The sequence below is a fragment of the Nocardia sp. NPDC046473 genome (assembly GCF_040645995.1).
GTDB lineage: Bacteria > Actinomycetota > Actinomycetes > Mycobacteriales > Mycobacteriaceae > Nocardia.
The window spans coordinates 511,944-528,519 of the sequence record NZ_JBEYZJ010000009.1 but is presented as its reverse complement, the minus strand read 5'-3'; the positions used below and the strand labels follow the sequence as shown (position 1 = coordinate 528,519).

The 16,576-nt window shown below is 66.2% G+C and carries 16 protein-coding genes and 1 pseudogene; 8 read left to right on the top strand and 9 right to left on the bottom strand.

Annotated elements, in window-relative coordinates; all coding sequences use genetic code 11:
* Positions 1-131: 131 nt before the first annotated feature.
* Positions 132-911: a helix-turn-helix transcriptional regulator gene (locus ABZ942_RS32965; protein WP_357388914.1), complete on the top strand. Its 780-nt coding sequence runs from the start codon at positions 132-134 to the stop codon at positions 909-911.
* Entirely contained in the window at positions 908-1,834 is a 927-nt protein-coding gene (locus tag ABZ942_RS32960) for a fructosamine kinase family protein (RefSeq protein ID WP_357388912.1), read from the top strand. Before ABZ942_RS32965 ends, ABZ942_RS32960 begins: the two co-directional genes overlap by 4 nt.
* Before the next feature lie 354 nt (positions 1,835-2,188).
* On the opposite strand, the gene ABZ942_RS32955 is transcribed toward ABZ942_RS32960, so the two are convergent.
* The 3 genes and pseudogenes from ABZ942_RS32955 to ABZ942_RS32945 form a co-directional block, all read right to left on the bottom strand.
* Entirely contained in the window at positions 2,189-3,064 is an 876-nt protein-coding gene (locus ABZ942_RS32955) for a TIGR03619 family F420-dependent LLM class oxidoreductase (RefSeq protein WP_357388910.1), read from the bottom strand.
* A 1-nt stretch (position 3,065) separates the two neighbouring features.
* Positions 3,066-3,388 (bottom strand): annotated as a pseudogene (locus tag ABZ942_RS32950) (FAD-binding protein); the annotation flags it as partial.
* Positions 3,389-3,580: 192 nt separating this feature from the next.
* Positions 3,581-4,120 carry a VOC family protein gene (locus tag ABZ942_RS32945; RefSeq protein WP_357388908.1) on the bottom strand — a complete coding sequence of 180 codons (540 nt, stop codon included), beginning with the start codon at positions 4,118-4,120 and terminating at the stop codon, positions 3,581-3,583.
* 98 nt (positions 4,121-4,218) lie between these two features.
* Here ABZ942_RS32945 and ABZ942_RS32940 point away from each other — a divergent pair, with 98 nt between their 5' ends.
* Both ABZ942_RS32940 and ABZ942_RS32935 read left to right on the top strand, forming a co-directional pair.
* On the top strand, positions 4,219-4,857 hold the full coding sequence (locus ABZ942_RS32940) for a helix-turn-helix domain-containing protein (protein ID WP_357388906.1): 639 nt from the start codon (positions 4,219-4,221) through the stop codon (positions 4,855-4,857).
* Between the two features lie 247 nt (positions 4,858-5,104).
* Positions 5,105-5,491, top strand: a complete 387-nt coding sequence (locus tag ABZ942_RS32935) for a VOC family protein (protein WP_357388904.1) — start codon at positions 5,105-5,107, stop codon at positions 5,489-5,491.
* On the opposite strand, the gene ABZ942_RS32930 is transcribed toward ABZ942_RS32935, so the two are convergent.
* A complete protein-coding gene (locus ABZ942_RS32930; protein ID WP_357388902.1) occupies positions 5,479-6,288 on the bottom strand; it encodes a DUF2470 domain-containing protein in 810 nt (269 codons plus the stop codon). The two genes, ABZ942_RS32935 and ABZ942_RS32930, sit on opposite strands and share 13 nt — an antisense overlap.
* A 138-nt stretch (positions 6,289-6,426) precedes the next feature.
* Here ABZ942_RS32930 and ABZ942_RS32925 point away from each other — a divergent pair, with 138 nt between their 5' ends.
* Positions 6,427-7,518, top strand: coding sequence for a hypothetical protein (locus ABZ942_RS32925; protein ID WP_357388900.1), 1,092 nt, complete (start codon positions 6,427-6,429; stop codon positions 7,516-7,518).
* Between the two features lie 396 nt (positions 7,519-7,914).
* Here ABZ942_RS32925 and ABZ942_RS32920 read toward each other — a convergent pair whose 3' ends face one another.
* From ABZ942_RS32920 to ABZ942_RS32900, 5 genes are all read right to left on the bottom strand, one after another.
* Positions 7,915-9,171 carry an alpha/beta hydrolase gene (locus ABZ942_RS32920; RefSeq protein WP_357388898.1) on the bottom strand — a complete coding sequence of 419 codons (1,257 nt, stop codon included), beginning with the start codon at positions 9,169-9,171 and terminating at the stop codon, positions 7,915-7,917.
* A 169-nt stretch (positions 9,172-9,340) separates the two neighbouring features.
* Entirely contained in the window at positions 9,341-10,348 is a 1,008-nt protein-coding gene (locus tag ABZ942_RS32915; RefSeq protein ID WP_357388896.1) for an SMP-30/gluconolactonase/LRE family protein, read from the bottom strand.
* 806 nt (positions 10,349-11,154) lie between these two features.
* Positions 11,155-11,871, bottom strand: a complete 717-nt coding sequence (locus ABZ942_RS32910; protein WP_357388894.1) for a metal-dependent hydrolase — start codon at positions 11,869-11,871, stop codon at positions 11,155-11,157.
* 302 nt (positions 11,872-12,173) lie between these two features.
* Positions 12,174-12,509 (bottom strand): hypothetical protein, encoded by a 336-nt coding sequence (locus tag ABZ942_RS32905; RefSeq protein ID WP_357388892.1) that lies wholly within the window; start codon positions 12,507-12,509, stop codon positions 12,174-12,176.
* A 255-nt stretch (positions 12,510-12,764) separates the two neighbouring features.
* Positions 12,765-15,002 (bottom strand): serine/threonine-protein kinase, encoded by a 2,238-nt coding sequence (locus ABZ942_RS32900; protein ID WP_357388890.1) that lies wholly within the window; start codon positions 15,000-15,002, stop codon positions 12,765-12,767.
* Positions 15,003-15,215: 213 nt separating this feature from the next.
* Between ABZ942_RS32900 and ABZ942_RS32895 the strand changes: the two genes are divergently transcribed.
* From ABZ942_RS32895 to ABZ942_RS32885, 3 genes are read left to right on the top strand one after another with little or no spacing between them, the layout of a single operon-like run.
* Entirely contained in the window at positions 15,216-15,674 is a 459-nt protein-coding gene (locus ABZ942_RS32895; protein WP_357388888.1) for an SRPBCC domain-containing protein, read from the top strand.
* Complete coding sequence (locus tag ABZ942_RS32890; RefSeq protein WP_357388886.1) at positions 15,671-16,009, top strand: metalloregulator ArsR/SmtB family transcription factor; 339 nt, start codon at positions 15,671-15,673, stop codon at positions 16,007-16,009. Before ABZ942_RS32895 ends, ABZ942_RS32890 begins: the two co-directional genes overlap by 4 nt.
* Positions 16,010-16,023: 14 nt before the next feature.
* On the top strand, positions 16,024-16,467 hold the full coding sequence (locus ABZ942_RS32885; protein WP_357388885.1) for an SRPBCC domain-containing protein: 444 nt from the start codon (positions 16,024-16,026) through the stop codon (positions 16,465-16,467).
* The last annotated feature ends 109 nt before the right edge of the window (positions 16,468-16,576 follow it).

The window sequence follows — 16,576 nt, the reverse complement described above, 5'->3', positions numbered from 1 at the left end:
GTCCGCTGGCGTCGGTTGGACGGATCCGAGCCGAGCGCGACACGCGTGGCGTCGGCCATGGTGTCGCGAACCTCCGGTTCATTACCTGAGAGGTAATCGTCGTGGCGTCGGGTTGTTCGTAGGATCGGGGAGTGAGTACGCAAACAGCTGGTGATCTGCTGCGGCACTGGCGGCTCGAGCGCAGGCTCAGTCAGCTGGAGTTGGCGGGGCGCGCCGAGACGTCGGCTCGGCATCTGAGTTTCATCGAGACCGGTCGCTCGACGCCGAGCCGGACCATGCTGGTGCATCTGAGCGAGCACCTGGAAATTCCCCTGCGCGAACGCAATCGGCTGTTGCTCGCCGCGGGCTATGCACCCGCCTACGCCGCACCCTCGCTCGATACTCCCGCGATGGACGCGGTCCGCCGTGCGATGCGGCAGATCCTCGTCGGCCACCAGCCGTATCCGGCGCTGGCCATCGATCAGAGCTGGACCATGATCGACGCGAACTCCGGTGTCGCGCTACTGCTCGCCGACATCGATCCCGCGCTGCTGACGCCACCGGTGAATGCGCTGCGCCTGAGCCTGCACCCCGATGGCATGGCGGGCCAGATCGTCAATCTCGCGGAATGGCGTGGCCATGTGTTCGCGCGTTTGTCCCGTCAGATCGAGGTCACCGGTTCGCCGGATCTGGTCGAACTGCGCGACGAGCTACTCGCCTATCCCGGCGGTGAGATCGACCCGGCACTGCCCGAGCCCGACCAGTCCGTCGTCCCGCTACGTCTGCTCCGCGACGGCCATGAACTGTCGTTCCTCAGTGTCACGACCGTTTTCGGCACTCCGATGAATGTCACCGTCGCAGAGCTCGCCATCGAATCGTTCTTCCCCGCCGACGAGGACACCATGAAGCGCCTCACCGCGCAGGCCGCATGACTCTCGCCGACCAGCTGGGCGTACTCCTCGACACCTCCGTCCGCGCAGTCACCGACCTCGGGTCGAGTCACGCCTGGACCCTGCACCGCGCGATGCTGGCCGACGGCCGCGATGTCTTCGTCAAGGCATCCGCCGAGCCGACTTCGGTCTTCGCCGCCGAAGCCGCCGGTCTGCGATGGCTCGCCGAGCCGGGGGTGGCAGTTGCCGACCGATGGGATGCGCTGGACCGCACGCCCGGCCAGTTCGGATCAGGTGACACCGGACCGAGTGAGAGTCCTGAGCTCCTCCCCGAAGTGCGGGCCGCCGACGACCGCACCATCGTGCTGCCCTGGCTCGACGACACCGGATCCACCCCCGCCGCGGCCGCGCGGTTCGGTCGGGAACTCGCTGCGCTACACGCGAATTCACCCGCGACATTCGGCGCGCCATGGCAAGGCTGGATCGCCGAACTACCCCTGGACAACACACCGTCCACCGGCCCTTGGGCCCAGTGGTACGCCGAACGCCGACTCGCACCCTACTTACCCCTGGCCGCCCCACACCTCGGCCGAGACGGAACCCGTTTGCTGGAGCGGGTCATCGACCGCATCGACACCCTCTCCGGTCCACCGGAACGACCCGCCCGAATCCACGGCGACCTCTGGTCCGGCAACATCCTGTGGACCCCCGACCACGCCACCCTCATCGACCCCGCCGCCCACGCGGGCCACCGCGAAACCGACCTGGCCATGCTCGCCCTCTTCGGCGCCCCCCACCTCGACCGAATCCGCTCCGCCTACAACGAAACCCACCCCCTCGCCGACAACTGGCGCACCCGCATCCCCCTACATCAACTCCACCACCTACTCGTCCACGTCGTCCTCTACGGCGCGAGCTACCGCTCCCAAACCCTCACCGCGGCAACCGCGGCCCTGTCGGTCTAGGACTCGCCCAACAGGGACCGGCACGATGATCGAGCGGTTGATCGCATCTGTTCGGTCGAGCAACCCACAGCATCACCGAGTCGGTCCGCACCAGGCCGGATCGCGTCCACTGAACGGGACACGACTGCGCGCAAACCGGCGTGTCGGCGCCACCATGTCCCGTTCGGTAACGGGGTGGACTAGTGGGTGTGGTTCCCGAGAACCGGTGCGAGAGTCGGATGCGGTGGAGTTCATCCGGTCCTGCCCGGACGGTATTCAAGATCATGGGGAACTGGTGGTGGTATCGGCCGAGAGGCCAACAGCATCAGTTCCCCATGATCTTGAACAGAGCCGTTGACAATGACAGCTCTGCGCTCAGCTTCCGCTGCGCGCGATCACCTTTTCGGCGAACCGGGACAGGTTCGCGATCTTGGTGTCGAGTGGTTCGGTGTCCTGTTCGAGGGTGTAGGGGAGGCGGAAGCCGACGATAACGTCGGTGACGCCCTTGTCCTCGAGTCGTTTGATGCCGTCGACGGTGAAGCCGTCGAGCGAGATCACGTGCACCTCGAAGTCCTTGCGTGTCCCGTATTCGGCGCGCAGCGCCTCTAATTCGACCAGCAGCCGATCGAGTTCGGCCCCGTCGCCGCCCGCGTGCATCCAGCCGTCACCGCGTTGGGCGGCGCGCCGCAGTGCGGGCTTGCTGTGCCCGCCGATGAGGATCGGCACGGGTTCGGTCGGCACCGGACTGATCTTGATCGGCGGAATGTCGTAGAACTCCCCGTGGAACTCGAAGTACCCGCCCGAGGTGAGTCCGCGCACGATGTCGATGCACTCGTCCATCCGCGCGCCGCGCTTCTCGAACGGCACGTCCATGATCTCGAAATCATCGGGCCACGGACTGATCCCGACGCCGAGCCCGAACCGATTACCGCTCAGCGCGGCCACCGACGCGGTCTGCTTGGCGACCAGCACCGGCGGCCGGATCGGCAATTTCAGCACGAACGGCGTGAACCGCAACGTCGTGGTGGCGGCCGCCATCGCCGCGCTGAGCACGAACGCCTCGATGAACGGCTTGTCCTCCAGGAACTCCCGGTTCCCGTCGGGCGTGTACGGGTATTTGGCGTCGGAGTCGCGCGGATAGGCGATGCTGTCCGCGACCGCCATCGACGTGTACCCGGCCGCCTCCGCCGCCTGGGCCAACGGCACGTAGTACGCCGGGTCCGTCATCGTCTCGGCATAGGTGAAGCGCATATCAGACGCCTTCCTGGCGCCGCAGCGCCGCGTGTGTCCCGGCGCGGCGCCCGAACAACGAGCCCGCACCGAGACAGGTTCCACTCGAATAACCGCCGGTGTCCTGCGCGATGTTCGACGCACAGGCCCGGCGGCGTACAACCCCTCGATGGTCGACCCGTCGGCTCGCAGCACCGCACAGTCGATGCTGGTGCTGAGTCCACCGAGGGTGAACCCGACGTAGGTGGCCATGCCGGGCGTCAAATCGAAAGCGCCCCAAAGTCCTCGGGGCAACGGTGTGATCCAGTGCGGATGCTTGCCGAGCTCGGGGTCGAACCGGCGTGCCACCAGCGAGGTAGAAATGCTCGGCGGCCAACGCCGCCGCCCCGCCCGCGGCACCGGTGCGCTCCAGGATCAGCACATCCGCACCCGCAGTGATCGTCCCGCAGGCACCGGCGATACCGAAACCGACAACCAGCACGTCCGCGGTGTCGGCCCACTGCCGCGTGCTCGACACCAGTTGCGGCACCTCGGTTCCTACCGCCATGGATTCACAAACCCGTCCGGGATCAGCGCATCGAACATCGCCTTCATCTCGTCCGACAGCCGCATCAACTCGAAGCACGACCCGATCGCCCCGCCCTCGAGATACGCGAACTCCATCCCGACACCCGCGAACTTGCCCCGTGCCACAATCTCGACCCCTGCCGCGCGTGCCTCGTCGAGCGCACCGTCATAGTCCGCAGGCACCCACGCCGCATGATGCAGCCCCGGCCCGACCCGATCGAGATGCTCGCTGTACAAACTGACCCCGCCCCGCGGCTCGATCAACTCCACCTGCTGCCCACCCGCATACCCGAGCCCCACCGTGATCGTGTAATCGGCTGGCACGCTACGCAATTCGCACAACTCCGGCCCGAAATGCACATCCGGAACGGTGAACCACTGCGCCACCCCGTACCGCGCACTGAACTCCTGCTGGGCCGCCGCCATATCCCGAACAACCCAGCACAGCTGAAAGATCGGCCCCTCGGCGATCATCGAACGGCCGCATTCGTACGGATCGCGAGACGGCATTTCGTGCCGATCCCCACCATCGCCCGCTCGCTACCCACTTCTTCAAGTAAACACGCATGCTTAACCCAGTCAAGCCTCGGGTTTAGTACAGTCCGATCATGCTCATCGCCGATTCGCGCGCCTCCCTACTCGACGCGGGGGAGCGACTCATCGCCGAACGCGGAGTAGAGGTCCCGCTGCGCGAGATCGCCGCCGCCGCAGGCCACCGCAACAACTCCGCCGTGCACTACTACTTCGACTCCCGCCACGGCCTGATCGAAGCCATCGTCGACCGCCGAATGAACTGGCTCGAAGAACGCCGCATGCACCTGCTCGCCACCTACGAGGCCGACGGCACCGCCCACGACATCAACACCCTGGTCACCATGCTCGCCGCACCGATCCTCGAACTCATCACCCAGGACGAGGTCACCCACTACGGCCGCTTCCTCGAGGTCGTGCGCGCCCACCCCGTCGTCGCCGACCCACGCCGCCTCGCCGGCGCCGACCGCGCCGCCGTCCGCATCCTCGCCACCCGCCTCACCGCCGCCCTCCCGCAACTCACCCCACGTCGACGCCGCCAACGTCTCGAAACCATGGCCACCGTCATGTTCGCCCTCATCGCCGACTACGAACGCACCCTCGAAGCAGGCCTACGCAAACCCCACCCCGACGACACCGCCGAAATCACCGACATGATCGTCGCCATGCTCACCGTCCCCACCCGCAACTCGAAGCCCACCACTCGTCGCCGCTGAACCCGCGCTGTGTCGGTTATCCGGGAGGGCACAGGGCCGTTCACGCGCGATGTCGCCCCCGATCGCGCATGAACCATGTGCCGACAGCTCCGCTGCCGCATACTTCCCAGCCCTCGCTTGCACCGCCGACCGAAGGCGCCCTTCAATGGGCCGGACAGGCTGAAGGGCGCCTTCGGTCGGCGGTGCGGGGCCGACTGCTGACGGTGGGTTGTCCGGAGTAGGCGCCGCGCTGGGATACGGTCGCGTAGTGGAACTCCTAGGCATTCATCACGTGGCGATCATCGCGTCCGACTATGTCCGGTCCAAGCGGTTCTACACCGAAACACTCGGGCTCGCCGTGATCGCCGAGCAGTATCGGGCCGCTCGCCGCTCCTACAAGCTCGACCTGGCCATCCCCGGCGGCAGCCGCATCGAACTGTTCTCCTTCCCCGAACCGCCCGACCGGGCGAGCTGGCCGGAGGCGGCGGGGTTGCGGCATCTGGCGTTCGCGGTCCGCGACGTCGCCGCGACACTCGACGAGCTCGCCGCCAAGGGCGTCCGCACCGAAGAACTGCGCGTCGACGAGGTCACCGGAAAACGCATGGCGTTCTTCTTCGACCCCGATGATCTGCCTCTGGAACTCTACGAAGTCTGATTCATCCCGCGCGCCCGCCGCGCCAATTCCACTGTCGCCGCACGCAACTCATCGATCGCGCCGATCGGCTCCGCATAACCCACCCGGGTCCGCGCCACCCCGCGCGGCGTCACCACCCGCAAATCCAGCCCATACCGATCGGCGCGCTCACAGCTCGCCTCGGTCGCATCCGGATACCCGCCCAACGCCTGCGCCATCGCCAGCAACGCCGGGGCATGATCATCATTGAGATGCACGATCGCACTCGCCGCGACCGGCACGATCGGATCCGGCGTCATCGCCGCATACTGCTCCGCGGTCGCCGAATCCATCCGCCCATACCCGCCGACCCAGCGCACCCGCCGAACCCGCAGCACCCACACCGAGAAATCGCTGTAGTCGATATAGAACTTCGCCGCGGGCACCGCCGCCAGATGCGCCTCCCGCGCCGCATCGGCCTCCGCACCCACCGGCCGCTCCACCACACCCGCCAACGTGATCCTCGTCCCCGCCAGCGGATCCGCAGGCGCGTCCGGCGCCACGATCGACAGACTGGCCCGCTGATCGCCCGCCAGGTTACGACCGTGCTCGGCCATCCGGGACACACACAGCACCGGCTGCCCGTCCAGCAACCCGTACGTCACCAGCGACGCCCACGGCGTCCCGTCCTCGCTCAAACTGCCCAGCGTCGCGGTATTCGTCGCGGCGGCAACCGTTCTCGCCTCCTCGGCCGCCGACGGCCGCGCGGGATTGGCCACCGGCGCGGTCGGCTGCGGAATCGAAGGAGCGTCGCCCGGGTCACCGTGGTCAAGGGTCATGTCGTCCATCTTCTCCTGCCCCACCGACACGACGCCAACGGGGCGTCACCAGCCAGTCATGTCGAATCGGCATGCGTAGTACGGCCAATGGATCGGATCGACCGCGCGGATCGCGCTCGAATAGAGCAGACTTGCCGAGTGACCCGATACGCATTCGACGCCGACCACAACGTGCTGATCGCCATCTGGGCGACCGGACGCGGTGACCTCGCCCAAACGGTTGCCACCATGCCTCGGACGGTAACCCAAGATCAGGCAACAAATCTGGCGTCGAACCTGACCACGCTGTCGCGGTTCCACTGGCGCACCTACACCCACCCGGCCAGCGCGGCCGGCGACCCCGACATCCCCAACAGCGAGGCCTGGCGCCGCGCCGAAGAACGCCGCAACTTCAAAGAGGTCGAGGCCGGCATCCGCAGCCCCAACCTGCCCTCCGAAGAAGGACTCGTCGTCTCCTACAGCGGCGTCGTCGAATCCGCACACCGCGTTGGCCGGACCCTCTACGACATCGACGACCTCGCCCTGCGCGACACCATCGCCGCCGAAGTCAGCAACGAACAAGCCGCCATCGAATCCGCCGAACGCGGCGACCTGTCCGGCCGCGCCCGCCAAGCCGTCGAACTGTCCCGCCCCGACGTCTCCCCGGCCCAGGTCCAAGCCGCCGACGACCTCTTACGCGCCGACCCGCTCGGCTCCATCGAACTGTTCACCGAACTCGACCCCGCCTCCGCCTCCGTCGCCGCCGCCCACTGGCTGCTCGCCGCCGCCGAAGTAGCAGGCGAAATGGCCGGCGTGCCCTGCACCGACGTCGTCGTGGAGGCCGACGACATCGAAGCACTCCAGGTCGAAACCCCCACCCTCGTGCTGGAACGCCTCGATGCGGGGGAGAGCCCCACCGAAGTAGTCGTCGACCTCATCGCCGAAGCCATGGCCGTGCACGAAGGCCGCGTGCCCGCGCCATGGGCCGTCGTCGGCCGCGTCGCCGAAATCGAAGAGCAAGCCCGCAAATTCGAGGTCGACGCCGACACCCGCGAGGCCATGCTCGCCGGCTTCCGCATCAGCCGCCTCGACCCCTCCCGCCCCGCCCTCGACCTCCTCGAAGACCTCCTGGACGGCATCCGCGGCTGCCTGCTCCTCTACGCAGCCCACACCGACGACCCCGACGTGGAAACCCTCTTCACCGCCGACGTCCGCCTAGAAGCCGACGCCGACCCCGAACACCTCCTCTGAACCGCCACACCCCGATACAGAACAGGCGGGCCTCGACTCCGGGGCCCGCTAGGCCGACTTGACGCACGAAGCATTCACTTGACCCAGGCTGCAACGTGCGCCAAGCACATGCTTCATATGTCAAGTGCTGCTGTATGGCGTGATGGGTAAGCATGAGCGGAACCTTCGCGGATGTGGGCTACTCGCTGGCCGGCCTGTCGGCGTAGAGCGGGGTCGGGTGGATTCGGAGGTTGGTCATCGAGTGGCACTTGGTGCGGCGAAACACGAGCCTCGTCGTGGTGTGCCGCTGAGAGGGAGTTCATCGGCGGGGGAAGGCACGATCGGCGCAACTCGGCCAGCGCAGTTCGATGAATGGCGTAGGGGCGGCGAATGCGAGAGGTCGCCGGTGCTCGGCGGCTACTTGACTGCCTGGGCGGCGGTGTCGGGTTCGGGGGTGGTGCTGAGCCAGGTCAGGAGGCCCTCGTAGACGGCGTGGTGGTTGAGGAGGGTGAAATGGTTGGCGGCGGGGATGTGCAGGCCGTTGGAGTCGTCGAAACCTATGCGGCGGGCGCGGTTTCGGCCTGCGGCGCTGGGGGTGAGGACTAGGCCGTCGCCGATGATTCGGCCCAGGGGGTGGCGGGGGCTGCGGGTGATGCAGGCGGTGACGAAGTAGTGGGTGGCGCCGTCGAGGAGGGGGACCTCGCGAATCGCCCTGCGGGTCAACGCGTCCGTGTCGGCGCCGCGCCAATCTTCGTCAACCAGGGAGCCTTGTCGCAGATCGCGGATTCCCGCGCTGCGACGACGCAGGAGATGACCGAACGGACGAGTTTCGGGCACGCGCACCAACGCGGCGGACGCGTAGTGCACGAGTTGCTCCAGCGGCGCACCCAGATGCGGCGAACCGAGACAGACGAGGTGACGAACCGTGCGCACCCAGCCCAGCCCGGACTCGCTTGCATCGAAACACGCACCACGGGCGATCAATCCACCCATCGAATGCCCGACCAGCGACAGCTGCTCGATCTCGACCGGCCAGTGCTCGACGAGCCGCTCCAGCAACTCACTCAGTTGACGAGCATTCTCCGAGATGTGCAGACCGCTGTTGTATCGGATCTGCAAGGTGCTGTAACCGAGATCCTGCTCGATCCCCTCGGCATACGACGTTCGCCCGCCCAACCGCCACGCGTGCTCGGTCTCCACCAACCCGTGCAGAAAGACCACCACCCGCGAACTCGGCTGCGCGACATAGTTCCCGATCTGCTCGGGCGCCACCGGATCCCCGTCCACGCGCAACGTCATAGGCCCGGCAAGGATAGGCCGCGCGTCCTCGAGGTCGTCGCCGATCAGGCCCTGCAGCGCGCCGAGAAAGCCCGCCCCGAACACCGTCCGCGAAGGCACCTCGCCACCGGGCAGATCCGCAGTCTTCTCCGCCAATCGACCCGCCGCGACAGCCGTCCCACTCACGATCCGATACACACTGTCGGCGATCGCGTCATGCACCACCTCCACGGGCACCGCGGCCGGACCGACCCCGAGCCGCACCGCCGCGAAGATCCGCCCGGCGATCGCCCGGTGCACCGCCGCGATCCCGCCCACCGCCCCACCGAGCTCGTCGCCCGCCAACCGGGCGAGGGCCCGGACCTCGGCCTGTCGCTGGTGCGTCTGCTCAGTCATCATTTCAGTGTACAAGCGTGCACTGAAATCGTCCTGCCGACGAAACCTGTTGCCGCCAGTGGCAGCGCGACGCCGCAATCTCCGCCGTCGACCCGCTGCCAGCCGAAGCCGGATCATCCTCCCGATAGGCATGTCTCCCTGGAATCGTGCACCGAATCCGTGCGACAGGTCAGGAGGTCTGCGGCACCCGCGTCACGCCCACCGCGGATTCGGTGAGACTGCCCAGATACAAGACACCGTCCTGCTCCACGACGCCGGTGACCATCGCGAGATTCGTGCCTTCGGTCTGCAAGTCGTGCACGATGTTGCCATCGAAGTCGACCGCCATCACCCAGATCGTCCTCGCCGGCTTCGGCTGCACCCAGTCCGGCAGCATCCACACGAACTGCCGAAGAAATCCGGGCAGCGGAAGTAACCGGTCCAGCAACGGGTTTCGTGCCGTAGGCAACGCGATCCAGACGAGCCCGTCACTGCCGAGACCCATATTGTCCGGGAACCCGGGAAGGTTCTCGATGAGACGATCGCGGGTGCCCGCCTTCGGTCCTGTCAGCCAGTAGCGCGAAACCCGGTACCCACCCGTCTCGGCGACGACCACGCACGAACGGTCAGGAGCAAGCACAACTCCGTTGGCGAAAGCCAGGTCATCGAGCAGAGTCTCGACCTTGCCGGACGGATCGCGACGGAACAGCCGACCGGTCCCGGAGTGCTCGAGGATGTCGCCCATGTACTCGGCCAAGGAATAGCGACTCGTCGAGGACGAGAAGTAGATGGTGCCATCATCGTCACGAACGACGTTGCTGGCGAAGGGAAGCCGCTCACCGTCGATCTCGTCGACGAGCACCTCCAACGCGCCGTCCGGAGTCAACTGCAGCAGCCCGCGCTCGGAATCGCAGATCAAGATGGCGCCGTCGGCATCGGCATGTAAGCCGAGCGGCCGCCCACCGGTATTCACGAGCTGACGCACGTCACCAGTGGACGGATCGATACTGAGGACCGATCCGTCGGCGATCCCGGTGATGAGTCGTCCCTCGGGGCCCAGCACGACATCCTCGGGCCCCGTGCCCGGCAGCTCGAGTCGAGTGAGCCCGGGAAGCGGTGGCGTGCTACGACTTTGACGCGCTCGCGGGGGAGCGGGCGGCGGTGTCCAGCGTTGCGGGTTCATGGTCGTGATGGGCACGACTCAGGGTAACGCCGAGTTCCTGATCGTCCCGACGGAACGGTGGGGCAGTGGAGCAGCTGCGCGGCCGAGAGGATCGAACAATCGGGGCGCGGATCGAGCGACGGTACGGCAGTCCTAATCGGATCTGACTTGTACGACCGGACTGGAGTTTCTGGTCAGGAGCGCTGGTCGCCTCGAGTCGAAAATAACATGTTGATACGTAGATATGCGCATCTATCTATACGGCTCGTTCCAACCTGAATCTCCCGCCAGCCGGTACTCCCGACCAAAGACGGCATAGAACCCGAGGGTTGCTCGGCGGAAATTTCGTGGAGCGTCCCTCGACGACCAGGGGAGGGGGGAGCCCGATATGGCGCGTCGCGGAGAAGCCACCTGTCAGCGCGTGGGGAGCTCGCGCAACAGGGCGGTGCGGCAACACGTTGGGCGCGGACTAGTGCCGCGTCTCGATACGTTGACTATGAACCCCGACCGAAGGCGCCTTCGGTCGGACTGGCGCGATGAAGGGCACCTTCGGTCGGTGAGCAGCGTCGGCATCTATCTCGACCGAGGGCGCCCTTTGGTTGGTTGGACGCGATGAAGGTCGCCTTCGGTCGATATCGCGCTGAGCATCCTGGACGCGGACTAGCTTGCGCCCAACGTGCTTCTCGGCTTCGACGCGCTATCGCCCCGGCGCAGCGCTGGCCCGCAGTAGATATGGCGGAACGGTGATTCGGCGCGGTGCACCGGCTGGGAGCGGCTGTGCGAGCGGGTGCCCGAGGCGACTCCGGAGCAGATGGCATGCATCCGGTATTGCGCCGAACCTCTTACGGCTGATGCGTGATCGAGTACCACAGCACCGCGAGGGTGCCGAGCACGAACAGCGGTGAAAGGATCCAGGTTTCGAGCTTGTTCCCGGTGCGGTCGATGATCGGCACCCTGGTGCGGAGCTTGAACGGCCAGAACAGCCGGCAGCCGCGGTCGGTGAGACAGTCGCCGATCAGGTGCACCAGGGCGCCGAGGCCGACGGAGAACGGCAGCCACACAGGCTTGTCGGAGATCCAATGGTCCATGGCGAAGGTTCCGCCGACCGCGAGGACCACGATGGTTCCCCACGCCTCGATCCCATCGCCTGGCGGGCACAGGTGAAGTGCCCGCACAGCCAACGCCAGCAGGAAGAAGACGAGCCCGAGGGTGAACCACCGCCCGATCCAGTGCTCGCCCGCCCACGTGCCGTAAGAGACGGCGGCAACGAAGGCGAAGGAATGGGTGGCGTGCCGGTGCCCGCCGGAGATCCACGAGATCAACTTGCAGAGGTAGTAGGAGACGGGACCGAGCACATGCGCGATCGTTCCTTCCGGGTGATCGGCGTCTGGCAACAGCGCCGCACCCGCCGTCAGAAATGTTCCGAGAAGCAGCTCGACGGGGCCGAGATGTCCTGATACACCTTGGATTGTCGGGTAGGTCAAGATCGCGACGGGCAGCGCCGCTGCTGCCCCCGACCAGGCCAAAGCGCCACTGGTCGCATGTGAATGTCCAAGCACCGGTTGAAGGTTAGTTCACCTCAGCATTGTTCAGCGAATGCCGGTTCAGTGATCTTGTGCGACGGTTGAATTGGGGGATGGGTAACCTTTGGCGATCGAGAGTGGCTGTGCCGCACGGCGATGCTGGCGGGGTAGGGGATCATGCCGGTGGATCATGCTGGGCGAGTTGGTATCTGATGGAGGACTCGGGCGCTAGGTAGGATCTGCGAGGCGTCATGGTTACCCGTCGGCGCTACCGACATTGAGGTAATGACAAAACATTGTGGTACCTAGACGTGCGTATATATGCATATAAACGCTATTCACGGGTCACCAAGTCCCAAAAAGTTCCGGCACAACAAAAGCCGCATGGGGGAGGGAGGGGCAGCGAACCAGCCGGAAGAACGCCCGAACATCCTCGACGAACAACGCAAGTTGTGCCAACGCCGGGACAGCCGCTGCATCTCCTGGGGAAACATCGAGCCGCCGGTCGGTACATCCGTGATGTCGCCCACCGCCCCGGAGATCCACTCGGCGATCTGCTCGATGCTCTCCCAGTACAACCGTGCCGCAGAGACCCCGGTAGTCGGGAGCCAATAGAGCATCAGATTGTCGAGCAGCTCGTCCCGAGTGAGCGCGTTCTCCGGATGCCCGTCCACGACCAGAACTTCTCGGTGATCCACGCACACAACGCAGCAGGGGAGTCCACGAGCCCGCACCCGGCCGACTAGCGGCCTACCCGTCAGTCGTACTTGTCCGCTCAGTAAGCACACAGCTCCCACACGTACGCCAACCGCACGCCCTGCGGACCAGTCCTCGACTGGTCTCCGCTCCGGCCACCGGGTCATACACAGCCGCACCGGCAAGTCGTCGAGTTCCTGCTCCGGGCACCTGAATCCGGAACGGCTGCACCGTTACGGCCGCGCGTGCGGGTCGACGATCCGGTCGAGGGCATGCAGGTCGGATTCGAGGGTGTAGAAGACCCGCAGTGTGCCGACGAACAGGAACAGCCCGCAGACGCAGAGCGCAACGATCGACGCGATGACCGTCTGCTGCTGAACGGGATCGAGGAACGCCACACCGGCGGCGACACCGAACAACGGCACCGAGGCGGCGATGCCGAGATAGATCCGGCTGCGCCGAGACAGCCGACGCAACCGCGCCGATTCATCGGGCGCGCGGAGTCCAGCGGCCACCAATCCGGGGTAGTACCACCGCAGTACGAAGAACGTGACCGGGAAGTAGGTGTACACCACGGCCACCGCGGCCGCGACCAGGTGTGAGGAGATCAGGTTGAACAGCAGCCCGGCGGAGAGGTCCGCGATGGCGTGCAGTTTGAACAGGAACGCCACCAGCGCAAGCAGCCACCCCGTGAACGCGACAGCGGCAATCCGGTCACTACAGGCAAGAGTGTCCGCCCGCGCCTTGGCCAGTGTCTGCTCGTCGTACTGCTTGCCTTGTCGCAACCCGTGCGGCACCAGAAACACCAGCCGACACCAATACAGCAGGATCGCAATCCCCACCGGGTAGCCGATAGCGGCCGCGATCAACCCGAGCTTGGTCATTTGCGCCTGCCCGTCGGCCCCGAGTTCGAGGTCGAGCAGTTTCGTGTTGTGTCCCGCGAGGTACAGCCCGCCGAGTACCTGCCCGAGCGCGCTGGACAACGTCACGACCGGCATCGGCCGCATCCGCAGCCTGCCGCGGAGGCTGCGTCGCGGCGGGTCGACGAGATCGCGCGCGGTCCGGTCCAGGGTGAGCTCGAGGTGCTGGGCGAGGTCGGAACCGGTGGCGTAGCGATCGTCGCGGTCGGGGGACAGGCAGGTGAGCAGCGCGTGTCGGAGGATCTGCGGGCAGTCCGCGGGTGTGCCGGCCTTTAGGCGTTCGTCGATCGGCTTGCGGCGCAGTTCGATCATTCTGGTGAGTGAGGTGTCGGATTCGCCGATGCCGAGTTCGTCGGTGAAGGGGAGTCGGCCGGTGAGTAGTTCCCAGAGGACGACAGCGAGGGCGTAGATATCGCTGCGGGTATCGAGGTCGGCGGCGGTGGTGGCCATGTTGGGATGACAGGCTTCGAGCTGCTCGGGAGACATGTAGGCCAGTGACCCGCCGAAGTAGGCGACCGGGCTCGCTCCCGGAATGTGGGTGCTGAAGCTGATATTGAAGTCGGCGAGCTTGGGTTGTCCGTCGGCGGTGAGTAGCACGTTGGCCGGCTTGATGTCGCGGTGTAGCACACCGGCGCGGTTGGCGTAGTCCAGCGCGGTGGCGAGTCGGCTACCGAGCCAGGCCACCGCTTCGGACCAGCTCAGTCGCGCGAGATCGGTTCGCGTGGTGGATGGTTGCGGTGTCAGCACACCACCGGAGGTCACCGCCGCGTCGACCGCGTCCAGCAACAACTGCCCGGTGCGTTTCGCGACCGGCGTGCGGCGGACCAGGCGGAGCACGCCGAGCAGCGTGCCACCGGGCACATACTGCATGTACATCAGTTTGAGGTGTTGTGCCTCGATCTGGCGCTGATCGAAGACGCGGACGATGTGATCGTGGTCGAGCTGCGCGAGCGTCTGCGGTTCACTACCGCGATCGCGCGAAATCTTCACTGCCACAAGCCGTTGCATCGAACGCTGCCGGGCGAGGAACACCCGCGCGAAGGCGCCCTGTCCGAGCGCGATGAGCAGATCGAAGTCGTCGATGGTGGCGCCGGGTGCGATGGTGTCGAGTGCGTTGATCGCGGTCGGGTCCGAGAGCAGGGTGGTGCGGAAGTTCTCGGCGGCCATGATGTCGGTATCGAGCTGGGTGGCGAGTTGCGCCATCTGCGCGGCGAAGTCCTGCTCGTATTCGCTGAGGTCGAGCGCGGGGTCGCCGCCGCGGCTGCGGGCGGTGATCTCCTCGTAGATGAGGTCCGGCGGCAGTGGGGCGGCGTCGAGTTCGGGGAACTGGGCCCGATAGTCGGCGAGGCGTTTGCCGTGGTGGGTGTGCTGCCAGCGGTGCTGCAGATCCACCTTGATCAGCTCGATCAGCGCCGAGCGTCGCAGCCCGCGGTCGGCAGGCAGATGCGCCGCCAGGTCCGGTGGAGCGTCCGCGTCCTCCCATGCGCTGTCGAATCCAACAACCAGTCGCGTCAACGCAGTCTGCGTCGCCGCCACCCGGTCCATCTCCATGTGGCCCACCCGATCAAAAATGGCTTCCCGAGCCCCCTCCCGAGAATAAACGATCATCACGGCCGTAGCCGTCGAATTACCTGCTACCGCTGGTCCTGCGGTCGGTCAGCTGCGTTGGCCACCACCGAAACGATGTGCAACAAAGTGTTGCGCGTTGGTTGTGTGTCGACTACCGTCACGTGCAACAAGTTGTTGCGAGTCGGAGGAGTAAGCATGGAACACGGACGAATCGAACGCACGATGTACGTCGAAGCCAGCCCCGAGGTGGTCTACGAGGTCGTCAGCAGCCCCACTCACCTGAAGGAATGGTGGCCCGACGACGCCGACCTGGAACCCGTCCCCGGCGCGAGCGGCACGCTCACCTTCGGCACAGGGGAGGACCGCGACATTGCCTCGATCACCGTGATCGATGCCGAACCACACCGGCTGTTCTCCTTCCGCTGGACGCACCCGGCCGACGAAGCGGCGACCGTCGGCAACTCGCTGTACGTCACCTTCGAACTCGCCCCCTCCGGCGACGGCACCACAGTCCGGATGACCGAGACCGGTTTCCGCGAAATGGGCTGGGAGATCGCCGTTCTGGAGCAACAGTACAACGACCACATCTCCGGCTGGGACACCTATCTGCCCCGCCTGGGCGAGTACGTCGCCCGGCTGGTCGCGAGCCGATGAACAGCGCCGTCGACGACGACCTGTGGTCCGCGATCGGCGACCCGACCCGGCGGCGCATGCTCGACCTGCTCCTGGCCGACGGTGCGGGCACGGCGACCAGCCTCAGCGAACAACTGCCCGTCACCCGGCAGGCCGTCGCGCGACACCTAGGCGTCCTCGACCGGGTCGGCTTGGTACACGGATCCCCCGAGGGCCGCGAGCACCGCTACCGGGTCGACGACGCCCAACTCGCCCGTGCCGTAGCGCAACTCAACGCGGTCGGCTCGACCTGGGACGCCAGGCTCCAGCGCATCAAGCGGATCGCCGAAGCCATCCAACGCAGCAAAGAGCAGTAGAGAAGGAATCGAAAATGGTAGACATCTTGCACCGGGTCGGCGTCAAGTCACCGTCCGCCGACGACGTATACGCGGCACTGACCTCGATCGACAAACTGGCCGACTGGTGGACCAACGACACCAAGGGCGACGCGGACACCGGGGGAGTCATCGAGTTCCGTTTCCTGTCAGGCGGATTCGACATGAAGGTCGTCGACCTGCAGCCAGGCAAGCGGGTGCGCTGGGAGGTGATCGGTGGTCCGGACGAGTGGATCGGCACCGAAGTCGTCTGGGACCTGAAGCGCGAGGACGACTACACCATCATCCTGTTCAAACATCAAGGCTGGCGAGAGCCCGTCGAGTTCATGCACCACTGCAGCACCAAATGGGCGACCTACCTGATGAGCTTGAAGGAGTTGGTCGAAACCGGATCGGGCGCACCGAACCCCCACGACGTGCGGATCGACAACTGGGGTTAGGACGTCGCGCATGACCAGCCGGTGAGTGGAGGTGGGACCGGGGGGGGCGGGTGGGCCCGCCCTCCACCCCCCCCCCCCCCGCCCACAAACACCTAGGGCCGCCGCCACC

What these genes read in the sequence shown, in the direction of transcription:
- ABZ942_RS32960 (WP_357388912.1), top strand. Translation starts at nt 908, where the DNA reads ATGACTCTCGCCGACCAGCTGGGCGTACTCCTCGACACCTCCGTCCGC.
- ABZ942_RS32955 (WP_357388910.1), bottom strand. Translation starts at nt 3,064, where the DNA reads ATGCGCTTCACCTATGCCGAGACGATGACGGACCCGGCGTACTACGTG.
- ABZ942_RS32945 (WP_357388908.1), bottom strand. Translation starts at nt 4,120, where the DNA reads ATGCCGTCTCGCGATCCGTACGAATGCGGCCGTTCGATGATCGCCGAG.
- ABZ942_RS32940 (WP_357388906.1), top strand. Translation starts at nt 4,219, where the DNA reads ATGCTCATCGCCGATTCGCGCGCCTCCCTACTCGACGCGGGGGAGCGA.
- ABZ942_RS32930 (WP_357388902.1), bottom strand. Translation starts at nt 6,288, where the DNA reads ATGACCCTTGACCACGGTGACCCGGGCGACGCTCCTTCGATTCCGCAG.
- ABZ942_RS32920 (WP_357388898.1), bottom strand. Translation starts at nt 9,171, where the DNA reads ATGACTGAGCAGACGCACCAGCGACAGGCCGAGGTCCGGGCCCTCGCC.
- ABZ942_RS32900 (WP_357388890.1), bottom strand. Translation starts at nt 15,002, where the DNA reads ATGGAGATGGACCGGGTGGCGGCGACGCAGACTGCGTTGACGCGACTG.
- ABZ942_RS32895 (WP_357388888.1), top strand. Translation starts at nt 15,216, where the DNA reads ATGGAACACGGACGAATCGAACGCACGATGTACGTCGAAGCCAGCCCC.
- ABZ942_RS32890 (WP_357388886.1), top strand. Translation starts at nt 15,671, where the DNA reads ATGAACAGCGCCGTCGACGACGACCTGTGGTCCGCGATCGGCGACCCG.
- ABZ942_RS32885 (WP_357388885.1), top strand. Translation starts at nt 16,024, where the DNA reads ATGGTAGACATCTTGCACCGGGTCGGCGTCAAGTCACCGTCCGCCGAC.